The organism is Streptomyces sp. SS1-1 (genome assembly GCF_008973465.1).
Taxonomy (GTDB): domain Bacteria; phylum Actinomycetota; class Actinomycetes; order Streptomycetales; family Streptomycetaceae; genus Streptomyces.
Map to the genome: position 1 here is coordinate 2,053,131 of NZ_WBXN01000004.1, position 12,239 is coordinate 2,065,369.

The 12,239-nt window shown below is 73.2% G+C and carries 13 protein-coding genes; 7 read left to right on the forward strand and 6 right to left on the reverse strand.

Annotated features, from left to right (window positions below; genetic code table 11):
- Position 1: 1 nt before the first annotated feature.
- The 3 genes from F8R89_RS10540 to F8R89_RS10550 are packed head-to-tail and all read right to left on the reverse strand — an operon-like array spanning position 2 to position 3,545.
- Complete coding sequence (locus tag F8R89_RS10540; RefSeq protein WP_151783731.1) at positions 2-1,006, reverse strand: small ribosomal subunit Rsm22 family protein; 1,005 nt, start codon at positions 1,004-1,006, stop codon at positions 2-4.
- 32 nt (positions 1,007-1,038) lie between these two features.
- Positions 1,039-2,154 (reverse strand): serine hydrolase domain-containing protein, encoded by a 1,116-nt coding sequence (locus tag F8R89_RS10545; RefSeq protein WP_225994624.1) that lies wholly within the window; start codon positions 2,152-2,154, stop codon positions 1,039-1,041.
- Between the two features lie 11 nt (positions 2,155-2,165).
- Positions 2,166-3,545, reverse strand: a complete 1,380-nt coding sequence (locus F8R89_RS10550; protein ID WP_151783732.1) for a multidrug effflux MFS transporter — start codon at positions 3,543-3,545, stop codon at positions 2,166-2,168.
- 89 nt (positions 3,546-3,634) lie between these two features.
- Here F8R89_RS10550 and F8R89_RS10555 point away from each other — a divergent pair, with 89 nt between their 5' ends.
- Entirely contained in the window at positions 3,635-4,669 is a 1,035-nt protein-coding gene (locus tag F8R89_RS10555; RefSeq protein WP_151783733.1) for a Gfo/Idh/MocA family protein, read from the forward strand.
- Here the strand turns inward: F8R89_RS10555 and F8R89_RS10560 are convergent.
- On the reverse strand, positions 4,656-6,296 hold the full coding sequence (locus F8R89_RS10560) for an alkaline phosphatase D family protein (RefSeq protein ID WP_151783734.1): 1,641 nt from the start codon (positions 6,294-6,296) through the stop codon (positions 4,656-4,658). The genes F8R89_RS10555 and F8R89_RS10560 overlap by 14 nt on opposite strands.
- 134 nt (positions 6,297-6,430) lie before the next feature.
- On the opposite strand from F8R89_RS10560, the gene F8R89_RS10565 reads away from it, so the two are divergent.
- Positions 6,431-7,195 (forward strand): SDR family oxidoreductase, encoded by a 765-nt coding sequence (locus tag F8R89_RS10565; protein ID WP_151783735.1) that lies wholly within the window; start codon positions 6,431-6,433, stop codon positions 7,193-7,195.
- A 291-nt stretch (positions 7,196-7,486) separates the two neighbouring features.
- Here the strand turns inward: F8R89_RS10565 and F8R89_RS10570 are convergent, their stop codons facing one another.
- Positions 7,487-7,813 (reverse strand): nuclear transport factor 2 family protein, encoded by a 327-nt coding sequence (locus F8R89_RS10570; protein WP_151783736.1) that lies wholly within the window; start codon positions 7,811-7,813, stop codon positions 7,487-7,489.
- 145 nt (positions 7,814-7,958) lie between these two features.
- Between F8R89_RS10570 and F8R89_RS10575 the strand changes: the two genes are divergently transcribed.
- Entirely contained in the window at positions 7,959-8,516 is a 558-nt protein-coding gene (locus F8R89_RS10575) for a DoxX family protein (RefSeq protein ID WP_151783737.1), read from the forward strand.
- 54 nt (positions 8,517-8,570) lie between these two features.
- On the forward strand, positions 8,571-8,909 hold the full coding sequence (locus F8R89_RS10580) for a MazG-like family protein (RefSeq protein WP_151783738.1): 339 nt from the start codon (positions 8,571-8,573) through the stop codon (positions 8,907-8,909).
- A 46-nt stretch (positions 8,910-8,955) separates the two neighbouring features.
- Here the strand turns inward: F8R89_RS10580 and F8R89_RS10585 are convergent, their stop codons facing one another.
- Entirely contained in the window at positions 8,956-10,485 is a 1,530-nt protein-coding gene (locus tag F8R89_RS10585) for an esterase/lipase family protein (RefSeq protein ID WP_225994357.1), read from the reverse strand.
- Between the two features lie 104 nt (positions 10,486-10,589).
- Between F8R89_RS10585 and F8R89_RS10590 the strand changes: the two genes are divergently transcribed.
- The 3 genes from F8R89_RS10590 (at position 10,590) to F8R89_RS10600 (ending at position 12,194) form a co-directional block, all read left to right on the forward strand.
- A complete protein-coding gene (locus tag F8R89_RS10590) occupies positions 10,590-11,225 on the forward strand; it encodes a hypothetical protein (RefSeq protein ID WP_151783739.1) in 636 nt (211 codons plus the stop codon).
- Between the two features lie 249 nt (positions 11,226-11,474).
- Positions 11,475-11,807 carry a hypothetical protein gene (locus F8R89_RS10595; protein ID WP_151783740.1) on the forward strand — a complete coding sequence of 111 codons (333 nt, stop codon included), beginning with the start codon at positions 11,475-11,477 and terminating at the stop codon, positions 11,805-11,807.
- 75 nt (positions 11,808-11,882) lie between these two features.
- Complete coding sequence (locus F8R89_RS10600) at positions 11,883-12,194, forward strand: pore-forming ESAT-6 family protein (RefSeq protein WP_151783741.1); 312 nt, start codon at positions 11,883-11,885, stop codon at positions 12,192-12,194.
- The last annotated feature ends 45 nt before the right edge of the window (positions 12,195-12,239 follow it).

Genomic DNA, 12,239 nt, shown 5'->3' on the forward strand with positions numbered 1-12,239 from the left:
CCTAGGAGGTCTCCTCGGCGGAGGCCGGGGGCCAGGCGTCGCCCCAGTCCGTGTCGCGGGCCGCCCGGTAGAGGTCGCCGTGGCGCTTGGTGACCGTGGCCCGGCGCAGCGCCGGCTCGGTCTCGCACAGGTCGAGCAGGACCTGCCCCTTGCGGATCTGGGGCCTGCGCACGACCCGGGCGGGGGCCGGGTGGGCCGGCAGCCGGGTGGCGGCGACGTAGCTGAACTTCTCGTCCTCGTAGGCGAGGGAGCCGCCCTTGATCTGGCGGTGCAGCGAGGAGCGGCTGACCCGCGCCGAGAAGTGGCACCAGTCCGTGCCGGGCACGATGGGGCAGGCGGCGCTGTGCGGGCAGGGCGCGGCGATCCGGAACCCGGCGGCGACCAGCCGGTCACGGGCCTCGATGACCCGGGCGTAGCCGTCCGGGGTGCCGGGCTCGACGATCACGACCGTCCCCGCGGCCTTCGCGACGGTGTCGACGAGGGTGCCCCGGTCGGCGTCCGTGAGCTCGTTGAGGACGTAGGAGACGGTGACGAGGTCGGCGGCGTCGAGGGTGAGTCCCGCGCCGATCCGGGCGCGCTGCCAGCGGACTTCGCGCAGCGCCGGGTCGGCCTCGGCGATCTCCCGGCCGACGGCGAGGGCGGGCTCGGCCCAGTCCAGGACGGTGACCTCGCGCCGGCCCGGCCAGGTCGCGCCGACCGCCCAGGTCGCCGCTCCGGTGCCGCCGCCGACGTCGATGTGCCGCTCCGGCACCCAGCCGGGCACGGTCCGTGCGAACGCCTCCAGGGCGGAGCGGACGGCCGCGTAGGTGGCGGGCATCCGGTACGCGGCGTAGGCGGCCACGTCGGCGCGGTCCCGCAGGATGGGGCTGTCGGTCGGGGTGGCGCCCCGGTACGCGGCGATCAGCCGGTCGACGGCCTGCGCGGCCCGGCGGGGCGGAAGCCCGTCGAGCAGGGCGGCGAGGGCCGCGCGCAGGGTCTCGGCGGAGGGGGCGGCAGGGGCGTTCACCCCGGAATTCTACGAGGCCGCGGACGGCCTCCTCACCGGCCCCGCAGGGCCCGGGCCACCCGGGTCCCCGCCGCGGCCCTCGGCCCGCTGTCGGGGCGCCGCCGGCGCGGGTGGACGGTGTTGGCCAGCAGGATCAGGAAGGTGTCCCGCGCCGGGTCGAGCACCAGCGACGTGCCCGTGAAGCCGGTGTGCCCGGCCGCGCCCCGCCCGGCCAGCTCCCCCATGAACCAGGGCTGGTCGACCGCGAAGCCCAGGCCGGGCGGCGTCAGCAGCAGCTCCACGAAGTCCGGGCCCAGGATGCGGGCGGGACCGTAGGCGCCGCCGGACAGCAGGGCCCGGCAGAAGACGGCGAGGTCGCGGCCCGTGGAGAACAGCCCGGCGTGCCCGGCGACCCCGCCGAGCGCCCAGGCGTTCTCGTCGTGGACGACGCCCCGCAGCATCCCGCGGTCGGCCTTCGCCCAGGGCCGCCGCTGGTCCTCGGTCGCGGCGGCGCCCGGGCAGGGGCCGAACCGGGTCGCGGTCATCCCCAGGGGGCGGGTGATGCCGTCGTGGACCAGGACGTCGAGCGGGCGGCCCGTGACGCGTTCCAGGACGTGCTGGAGCAGCAGCATGTTCAGGTCGGAGTAGCAGTACGTGCCGGGCACCCCGATGGGCGCCTCGGCGCGCAGCCGGTCCAGGCGCTCGGCGTGGTCCGCGCAGTCGTACAGCGGCAGTTCGGGGCGCAGCCCGGAGGTGTGGGTGAGCAGTTGCCGCACGGTGACGTCGTGCCGCGCGGCGGCCCGGAAGTCCGGCAGGTACGCCCCGACGCGCGCGTCTATGCCGAGCGTGCCGCGCTCGATCTGCTGCACGGCGGCCACCGAGGTGAACAGCTTGGTGAGGGAGGCCAGGTCGAACGGGGTGGCGGTGGTCATCGGCACCCGGGCCCCGGCGGGCAGTTCGACGCCGGAGTCCGTGCGCTCGTCGTAGGACGCGTACCGCACCGCCCAGCCGGCCGCCTCCTCGACGGCCAGGTAGGGGCCCCGCCCGACGACCAGCACCGTCCCGGCGGCCCACGGGCGCGGGCCGGCGCTGAGGTCGCGGACCTCGCCGACGAGCCGGCGGATCTCCTCGGGGTCGAGTCCGGCCCTCTCCGGTGCGTCCCCGCGCAGTCTCGGCGCGCTCAGCTCTCCTCCCCCGTGCTCGCGGCCGCGCCCGGCGCGGGCGAAGCCCCGTCCCGTGCGCCCGGACCTGGTGGTGTCCTCCAGGGACGGCACATTCCCACGAAGCAGGCGAGCGCCACCAGGCCCGCGGCCAGTTGGACGACCGCCATCGGGACGGCGGTGTCCTCCCCGGCGACGCCCACCAGGGGTGAGGCGATCGCGCCGATGAGGAACGAGGAGGTGCCGAGCAGCGCGGAGGCGGAGCCCGCGGCGCGCTTGGTGCGCTGCAGCGCGAGCGCCTGGGTGTTGGGCATCGTGACGCCCATCGCGGACATCAGCACGAACAGGGCGGCGGCCACGGGGGCGAGCCCCGTCTCGCCGAACACGCCCAGGGACATCAGCAGCAGCGCGGTGGCGGCGAGGACGACGACCACGAGTCCGATGCCGAGCACCCGGTCGAGGCTGACGCGGCCCACCAGCACCTTGCCGTTGATCTGGCCGACGATCACCAGCCCGACCGAGTTCAGCCCGAACAGCAGGCTGAACGTCTGCGGGGAGGCGCCGTGGATCTCCTGGATCACGAAGGGCGAGGCGGAGATGTAGGCGAACAGCGCGGCAAAGGCGAACCCGCCGGTGAGCGCGTACCCGGTGAAGGCCCGGTCGGCGAGCAGCCCGCGCATCGCGTGCAGGGTCTCGCCGACCCCTCCGGCGTGCCGCTCCCGCTCGGGCAGCGTCTCGGGGAGCCGGAACCAGACGAGGACGGCCAGCAGCGCCCCGACGACGGTGAGGACGACGAACACGCCCCGCCAGTCCGTCACCCGCAGGATCTGCCCGCCGATGAGCGGGGCCACGATCGGGGCGACCCCGGAGATCAGCATGAGGGTGGAGAAGAAGCGGGCCATGGCCACGCCGTCGTGGAGGTCGCGGACGACCGCCCGCGCGATGACGATGCCCGCGGCCCCGGCGAGGCCCTGGGCGATCCGGCAGGCGATCAGCGCCTCGACGGTGGGCGCGAACGCGCAGAGCGCGGTGGCGACGACGTACACGGCGAGACCCGCGAGCAGCGGGCGCCGGCGGCCCCAGCGGTCGCTCATCGGGCCGACCAGCAACTGCCCGAACGCCATGCCGGCCAGGCACGCGGTGAGCGTGAGCTGGACGGTGGCGGCGGGCGCGTGCAGCGAGCGGGTGACCTCCGGGAGCGCCGGGAGGTACATGTCCATCGCCAGCGGGGGCGTCGCCGTCAGCCCGCCCAGGACGAACGTGACCAGCAGGCCGGTGCGGCGCTGTGCCGCGCGGGCCGGTCGCCGCGCGGGCGGCGCCGGTGGCCGTGCCGTGCCGGACGCCGTCTCGCGCGCCGTGTCCCGTGCCGTGTCCCGTGCCGGTCCCCCACGGTCGCTCATGAGCCCCTCCCTCTCCGAGTGATCCGCCCTCTATGCTCTCAGCTCGAACAGAGTGCCGAGTGCGACATGAGCGAGGGGCGGGGCCCGCGGTGGCGGAACAGAGCGTGCGGTGGGGGATTCTGGCGACCGGCGGGATCGCGGCCGCCTTCACGGCGGACCTGGTCGACCTGCCCGACGCCGAGGTGGTCGCGGTCGCCTCGCGGACCCGGGCCTCGGCCGACGCCTTCGCCGAGCGGTTCGGCATCCCGCGCGCCTACGGCGACTGGGCGTCCCTCGCGGCCGACGAGGACATCGATGTCGTGTACGTCGCCACCCCGCACGCCGCGCACCGCGAGGCCGCCGGACTGTGCCTGGAGGCGGGCCGCAACGTCCTCTGCGAGAAGGCGTTCACGCTGAACGCCCGCGAGGCCGGGGAACTGGTCGCGCTGGCGAAGGAGCACGGCGGCTTCCTCATGGAGGCCATGTGGATGTACTGCAACCCGCTGGTGCGGCGCCTGAAGGCCCTGGTCGACGACGGCGCCATCGGCGAGGTCCGGCACGTCCAGGCCGACTTCGGGCTGGCCGGCCCGTTCCCGCCCGTGCACCGGCTGCGCGACCCGGCGCAGGGCGGCGGCGCCCTGCTGGACCTCGGCGTGTACCCGGTGTCCTTCGCGCAGTTGCTGCTCGGGGAGCCGTCGGACGTGACGGCCCGCGCGACGCTGTCCCCGGAGGGCGTCGACCTGCAGACCGGCGCCCTGCTGTCGTGGGACGGCGGCGCGCTCGCCTCCCTGCACTGCTCGATCGCGGGCGGTACACCGACCGTGGCGTCCGTGACCGGTTCCGCGGGCCGTATCGACGTGCCGGAGGGCTTCTTCCACCCGGAGCGCTTCGTGCTGCACCGCGACGGCCGTGACCCCGAGGAGTTCACGGCCGACCCGGCGGACGGGCCCCGCACCACCATGCGGCACGAGGCGATCGAGGTGATGCGGGCCCTGCGCGCCGGGGAGACCGAGTCCCCGCTGGTCCCGCTGGAGGGCACCCTCGCCGTGATGCGGACGCTCGACGCGATCCGGGACCGCGTGGGCGTCCGCTACCCCGGCGAGACCCCCGGGGAGGACCGGGCGCCCGCGCTCACGCCGGCGTGAGCCCGTGCCCGCCGACCTGGGTGACGAAGGACGCGGCCGTCGTGACCGGCGCCCCCGGCGTGGTCACGTACGGCACGGTCCGGAAGTCGGCCCGCGCCAGCCGCTCCCCCAGCGCCACCCGGACATAGCCGCGCCGGCCGTTGTAGAACCGCAGGTGCGGGTTGGCCTTCATGTACGTGTCCCAGTTGGCGGGCTTGTCGGCGCCGTCCCGGCCGCTGGCGATCGAGGTCGCCACGATCTCCGTGCCCAGGGTGGCGGACCCGGCGTCGTCGAAGTCGTCCTTGATGTCGAAGGCGTAGCCGACGTGGACGTCCCCGGTGAGCACCATCAGGTTCTCGACGCCGGCGGCCTTCGCGCCGTCCAGCACCCGGCGCCGTGAGGCACGGTAGCCGTCCCAGGCGTCCATGGAGACCCGTGACGGCTCGGTCAGGTCGAACTTGCGCTGGGAGAACGTCACCTGCTGCGGGACGACGTTCCACAGGGCCGTGGAGGCGCGCCAGCCGTCGAGCAGCCACCGCTCCTGCGTGGCGCCGGTCATCGTGCGCGCCGGGTCGTCGATCTCCGGTCCGGGGACCTGGGCGCCGTCGCCGTACGCCTGGTTGGAGCGGTACTGCCGGGTGTCGAGGACGTCGAACTGGGCGAGCCGGCCCCAGTGCAGCCGCCGGTAGAGCCGCATGTCGGGGCCGGTGGGCCGCTGGGGCTCGCGCAGGGGCTGGTTCTCCCAGTAGGCGCGGTACGCGGAGGCCCGGCGCAGCAGGAACTCGGCGGGCGGGACGCTGTTCTCCGGGGTGTCGCCGGCGTAGTTGTTCTCGGTCTCGTGGTCGTCCCAGGTGACGACGAAGGGGTGCGCGGCGTGCGCGGCCCTGAGGTCCGGGTCGGACTTGAACAGGGCGTAGCGCAGCCGGTAGTCCTCCAGGGTCATGGCCTCCCGGTTGAACACGGCGGGCAGCGTGCGGTCGGTGTAGTTGCGGTAGCCGCCGGCGGAGTTGACGGCGTATTCGTACAGGTAGTCGCCGAGGTGGAGGACGACGTCCACGTCGTCCTGCGCGAGATGCCGGTACGCCGTGTAGTAGCCGTCGGCGTACGCCTGGCAGGAGACGGCGGCGAAGGTCAGCGCGGTCGTCGCCGCCGAGGCCGCCGGGGCGGTGCGGGTGCGGCCGGTCTCGCTGATCCAGGTGCCGGTGCGGAAGCGGTAGTGGTAGACGCGACCGGCCTCGAGTCCGGTGACGTCGACGTGGACGGAGTGGTGGTACTCCGGGTGGGCGACGGTCTCACCGCTCGCGGCGACCCGCGTGAACGCCTCGTCGTGCGCCACCTCCCACCGCACGGCGACCGGTTCCGCGGTCATCCCGCCATCGGCCTGGAAGGGCACGGGCGCGAGGCGGGTCCACAGGACCACGGAGTCGGGCAGCGGGTCGCCGGAGGCGACGCCGAGGGTGAAGGGGTCGTCGGCGATCCGGCGGGCGCCGCGCGCGGCGGCGCTCGCGGCGACCGGGGCGGGCAGTTGCACGGAGAAGGCCAGCGCGGCGGCCGCGCCGGTGAGGGTCAGGAAGCGGCGGCGGCCGATGTGCCGGGCCGCCGCGCGCAGTTCGGGGCTGTGCTGGGACAGGTCGTTCGTGGTGGTCATCCGGTCCTCCCCTGCCCGATGGAGGCACGGGAGGAGGGACCGGACCGGGACGACACGAGCTTGGCGCGTACACAACACCCGGATGGCGGACAGCCGAGTTCCGAATGGCGGACCGTCCCCTACGCTGCCGCCCCATGGACGACAAGCAGACGGGGACGAGGATCGCCGTGGTGACCGGCGCCGGTTCGGGCATCGGCCGCGCGGTCGCCGTGGAACTGCTGCGCGCGGGCTGGTCGGTGGCGCTGGCCGGGCGGCGCGTGGAGACGCTGGAGGCGACGGCGGAACTGGTGCCACAGGGCGCGTCGCTCGCCGTACGGACGGACGTGGCGCGCGAGGAGGACGTGACCGCGCTGTTCGCGGCCACGGTGGAGCGGTTCGGGCGGGTGGACCTGCTGTTCAACAACGCGGGCACGTTCGGCCCCGGCGGGGTGCCGGTCGAAGAGCTGCCGTACGACGCCTGGCGGCACGTGGTGGACACCAACCTCAACGGGGCGTTCCTGTGCGCGCGGGCGGCGTACCGGCGGATGAAGGAGCAGGACCCCCAGGGCGGCCGGATCATCAACAACGGCTCGATCTCCGCGCACACGCCCCGCCCGCACTCGGTGGCGTACACGGCGACCAAGCACGCGCTGACCGGGCTGACGAAGTCGCTGTCGCTGGACGGGCGGCCGTACGGCATCGCGGTGGGGCAGATCGACATCGGCAACGCGGCGACGGACATGACGGCGGGCATGCGGCAGGGCGCGCTCCAGGCGGACGGCTCGGTGGTGCCGGAGCCGGTGATGGACGTGGCGGACGTGGCCCGCACGGTCCGGCACATGGCGGAGTTGCCGCTGGAGGCGAACGTCCAGTTCGCGACGGTGCTGGCGACGGCGATGCCGTACGTGGGGCGGGGCTGAGGCGGGCCGGGGCGAGCACGAGGGCCACGCGTCCTCAGCCTTCACAATATGCACAACTGGAATCTGTAATTCCGGTACATCACCTCCGGTGGGCGGCCTATGCTCAGATCGCCCTGCACGAGAGCTTCACATTCGGAGCAGCAGGGTTCGCATGCCATACCGAGGGGGGACGCGGCAGCCGTTCCACCGCACCGGGGTGGGGGTGGACCTCGCGTGGGACCGCGGGGGACACACCGGTGGGTGGAACGGCTGCCGTGCGTACGGTGCCGGTGAGGAGGGGGCGGAGACGGCTCAGGCCTGCCCCGTCTCGAAGCGGGAGATCCGGCCGTCGTCCTCGACCTCGAAGTGCCACCGGGTCCGCATCTCGCCATACGTGTCGTTGCGGTACGAGGCGAGGAGATCGCGGCCCTGATTCGACTCGTTGTCGACGTCGAGGTGCCCGTTGGAGGAGAAGATCTCCCGGTCCACCCAGTCGTTCAGATCGCGGTCGGTGCCGTCGTCGGCCATGGTCGCGCCGGGCGCGAGGACGCTCATGAAGCCGTCGCGGTCGTGGGCGTTGACCGCCTCGACGAAGGCACGGACCGTCGGGTCGCTGAGCTTGGACGTCTGAATGGTCATACCGGCAGCGTCACACCGCCCCCACCGCCCCGCCACCCGAACGGCGCCGCGGCGGGGCGGGCCGGGGCCCCGGGTGTCACGGTGGAAGGGCGGGAGCTCCCCGCCGCCGGGCCTGTCCCCTGCCGACCTGTTTCCGGGAGTCGCTGTGAGTGCTTTCAACCGACACGATCTGGGCCTGCTGCTGCTCCGGCTGGGAGCCGGCGGCGTCCTGATGGCGCACGGCACACAGAAGCTGTTCGGCTGGTTCGGCGGCCATGGCATCGAGGGCACCGGCCAGTTCATGGAGTCGATCGGCTACAAGCCGGGCAAGGCCAGCGCGACGGCGTCGGGCCTCGCGGAGACCGGCGGCGGCGCGCTCCTCGCCCTGGGCCTGGCCACCCCCGCCGCGGGCGCGGCGGCGGCCGGCGGCATGGCGGGCGCGGCCGCGGTGCACGCCCCGAACGGCTTCTTCAACCAGGAGGGCGGCTACGAGCACGCCGCCATCCTCGGCCTCGCCGCGACGAGCCTCGCGGTCACGGGCCCCGGCCGGCTCTCCCTCGACCACGCGCTCGGTCACGTCCTGGATCGGGGCTGGATGGTCCCGACGGCCCTCGGCGTGACGGCGGCGGCGACCGCGCTGGTGGTGGGCGCCCGCAACCGGCGCCTCGACCGCCCCGACAAGGACGGCGAGTTCGCGGACCAGGAGACGCTGTTCGAGGAGTGAGTCCTGTGCCGTAGCGGTCCTGTGCCGTAGCGGTCCTGTGCGAGGCTGCCCCGCATGACGACAGACGAGGCCGCCACCGACCCCTGGAAGGCAGTCGACGCCCTGTGGGCGTGGCTGGAGTCGGAACAACCCGTCTCCGGGAGGGAGGGCCTGCTCCTGCGGATGCTGAAACTGTCGGAGGAGGTCGGCGAGGTCGCCCAGGCCGTCATCGGGGCGACCGGCCAGAACCCGCGCAAGGGCGTCACCCACACGTGGGACGACGTGCAGTCCGAACTCTGCGACGTGGTGATCACGGCCCTGGTCGCCCTGCGCACACTGACGCCGGACGCGCGGGAGGTGTTCGCACGGCACTTGGCGCGGGTGACGGAACGGTCGCTGGGGCCGAAGGCATAGGCGGAACGGTCGCTGGGGCCGAAGGCATAGGAGGGCGGGGGCCCGCTCAGCTCCAGGGCGTGGCGACCAGCCTGATCCTGGCGCCGTCGCCGACCAGGGGGGCCGCACTCGCCGGGAGCGGGATGTGCGCGACCCAGCGCCCGGGTGCGGGGTCCTCGTCGGCCCGTGGGGTCCCGGCGACGTCGTGGTCTCGGATGGCGCCCTCGATCTCCGAGTTCCAGGCGGCCCAGATACCGGGCCCGGCCTCCGGGGTGCCCACGTCGATGACGAGAGTGTCGGAGAAGTCGGCGGTGCGCTCGATGTGGTCACCGAGGCTGAGGATGCCCCGGTGCTCGCGCAGCGAGAGCAGCCGCAGCATGAGGATGAACCGCATCGGCCCGTCGGCCGCAGGACGCAGCCCGCTGTTGAGGAAGGTGGTGGCGAGCGGTACGGCCTCGGCCTCCGTGCCTGCCACGGGCCGGTCGAGTTGGACCGGACACCAGTGGGCGGCCAGCCGCTCGTGCATCACGACGGGCAGCCCGCGCACCGACAGCCGCGTCTCGGCCTGCCACACGAGGTCGTCGTCGCCCGGCAACCGGTGCCCGACCAGCGACGCCTCGATCCGGGTGTCCCCGAACAGGAACCGCCGCAGATTCTGGTACCCCTCCTCGGAGTTGACCATCCCGTAGCGCCCGCTGTGGCTGCGGTGCACATAGGCCCGGTGCGCGCCGGGCACGTACGCCCGCTCGATCTGCACGAGCCCGTCACTGTGCGGCCCGACGGCGGCGGAGGACAGCCCGAAGGCGACGTCGTAGTCGGCGGGATCGGTGCCCACGAGGCAGAAGACCCGCTCCAGCGGCAGCGCCCCGGCGCCGTCGGGCATCTGCCGGGCGTCCCACCCCTCGGGCGGACCGCCGGGGTCGAACTCGGCCTGCGGGGTGAGGTACTCGTACATCCGCCGGGGCCCGAAGATGTCGGCGCCCTGGATCCCGACGGCGTCCCGGATCCGCTCCAGCCACCCGCCGCCGAGGTCGAAGGCGATGCCTCCGTGCGGGGTGCCGTAGGTGAACAGTTTGCCGACGCACTCGGCGGCATCGCGCCCCCGGTCCGGCAGCACCTTCTGCAGCAGGCACCGGCAGATCAGCCCACCCATGGAGTGGGCCACGAGATGGACGGCTGGGGAACCGGTCTTCTCCCGCAGCCGGTCGACGAGATCGAGCAGATCGGCGGCGGCACGCTCGAGCCAGTACTCGTCGGGCCGGCCACCCCAGGTACTGGAGGACCGGTCGTAGAAGCGGTGCACCCAGACGGAGTTGGGAGGCACCCGCGCATGCTGGGCAAGGTAGGTCTCCTGACTCCCCTCGACCAGCAGCTCGTACCCCTCCTCACGGATGAGCCGCAGCAGAGGGCTCTCGAACTGATGGAACAACGGCTGGTCGTGCGCCCCGACCCGCACATGGGTGGACCCCTCGTTGAACCCGTAGAAGGGATCACCGACGGCCTTGTCGATCCCGGCCGTCCCTCCGGCGAAACCACGGACGTAGACGAGGGGAAGACGGCGGGGGTCGTCCACGACAGCCTCCAGGGGACGGGTCACGTCTCCTGCCTAGCCGAAGCCGGGCACCGACGCCTTGCCGGGACACCCATGAGGGTGACGCCGCTCTACGCTGTCCGACACCGCGCCGCCGGAGGAGCCACCGCATGCCGCAGCCGCCACGCCGACCCCCCGATGTGACGGAGGTCGTCGCCCACAACAGGTCGGCCCGAACCCGTCATGTGGCCCTGCGGGCCGCTCTTGGCACAACTCTGGTCGCGCTGCCCTTCACCCTGATCGCGTCGGGCGTACCGAACACCCTCCTGACGGTCCTCCCGATCGTGCCCGGCCTCTTCGTCCTGCTCCTCCTTCTCCTCCGCCTCCGCCACGGCCGCCGCCTCGACGTATGCGAACGGGTACTGCGCACGTACCTCTTGGAGTACCGGGGCCGGGTGGACCACCGCGGCTCCGACTGGCTGCTGCTCGGTACGGTCCACACGCTGAAACTGCCGATCCGCGGCCGGCACGGAGCCGGCGAGATGCGAGCCCTGAACGCGTCACTGACCCGCCGCCGGCCCCGAGGCACTGAAGACGGCGCCTGGTTCGCGGGAGACCCGGCCTTCGGCGGCGTCCTCATCCTCCCCGCCACGGGCGACATGCTGTTCCTCCAACCCGCGGACTGGGAGAAGTACGAGGCCGAACGCACGGAAGCCGACCCGCAGCGCCGGGCGCGGGCGGCGGAGGCGGGGATCACCGACCTGCTGGAGAGGGAGCCGAGCACGGTCGGGGCGCTTGGTGGATGAGTGCGGCCAACCAGCCGAACCAGCCATGACGTTGAGGGGTCTCGCCCCAGACCCTCTTCCTGGCCTCTACCAACCCCGTTGTCCGACACGGCACATGAGCCGGATCACGCCACAGAACCCCTCCCCGCGTTGCGCATGCAACACATCATGCGAGAGCATGTTCGAAGTTTCGCACAGCGCGTGTGACACTCGATGCCGCCGTGCGGCCGGACCAACCGCACTGCACGGCACACGTACGGGGGTACGGACATGAAGTTCGACATGGGGTCGACGACCCTGTCGCAGCTCGGGAAGAGCACCGTCGGCTCGAGCGAGGATCTGGGCTCGCTCATCCAGTTGCTGATCCAGGCGGCGGAGCCGCTGGAGGGGAAGTTCAACGGGGCGGGCAAGGCCGCGTTCGACACCTTCAAAATGCACGCCGACGAGATCACCGACGCCCTGAACAGCTCCCTCAGCGCGATCCTGGGCGGCCAGTCCGGGATGGACACCGCGTTCGGTTCCGGTGACCTGGAGCTGGAGGGGAACGCGAACCAGAACATGGGCGCCGCCAACTTCGACGCGGCCCGATTCGGCGCACGCTGACCACCCGAGCGCTCACCCGCTCGCCCGCTCGCCCGCCGAAGCCCGCCATCATCGTCCTAGAGGGGGAACTTGACGATGCCTCAGAACCAGGACCGCCGCTCCTACGACACCGGCGCCTCCAGCGAAGTCCAGATCGGCCTGCAGAGCATCATCGGCCAGTTGGAGCGCGTGCTGACCGACCGTGAACGCGCGGTGAAGGCAGCGATGGCCGACTTCGCCGCGGACGGCGTCGCCGACGAGTACCACGGCAAGGAGATGCGCTGGCACCGCGCCGCCGCCGAGGTCCGCGAGATCATCCGGCTGGTGCGCACGACCATGGAGCAGAACGACGGAACCGCGCAGTCGACCCTGACCAGGGCGAAGGCGGCCGTCGACAACATCGGCTGACACCCACGCGCAGCGGTAGCAGGAACGGGGAGAGGGAAGCGGGGG

Bases quoted from the DNA above. Each gene is read 5' to 3' on its own strand.
- F8R89_RS10550 (WP_151783732.1), bottom strand. From the start codon at position 3,545: ATGAGCGACCGTGGGGGACCGGCACGGGACACGGCACGGGACACGGCG.
- F8R89_RS10560 (WP_151783734.1), bottom strand. From the start codon at position 6,296: ATGACCACCACGAACGACCTGTCCCAGCACAGCCCCGAACTGCGCGCG.
- F8R89_RS10565 (WP_151783735.1), top strand. From the start codon at position 6,431: ATGGACGACAAGCAGACGGGGACGAGGATCGCCGTGGTGACCGGCGCC.
- F8R89_RS10570 (WP_151783736.1), bottom strand. From the start codon at position 7,813: ATGACCATTCAGACGTCCAAGCTCAGCGACCCGACGGTCCGTGCCTTC.
- F8R89_RS10580 (WP_151783738.1), top strand. From the start codon at position 8,571: ATGACGACAGACGAGGCCGCCACCGACCCCTGGAAGGCAGTCGACGCC.
- F8R89_RS10590 (WP_151783739.1), top strand. From the start codon at position 10,590: ATGCCGCAGCCGCCACGCCGACCCCCCGATGTGACGGAGGTCGTCGCC.
- F8R89_RS10595 (WP_151783740.1), top strand. From the start codon at position 11,475: ATGAAGTTCGACATGGGGTCGACGACCCTGTCGCAGCTCGGGAAGAGC.
- F8R89_RS10600 (WP_151783741.1), top strand. From the start codon at position 11,883: ATGCCTCAGAACCAGGACCGCCGCTCCTACGACACCGGCGCCTCCAGC.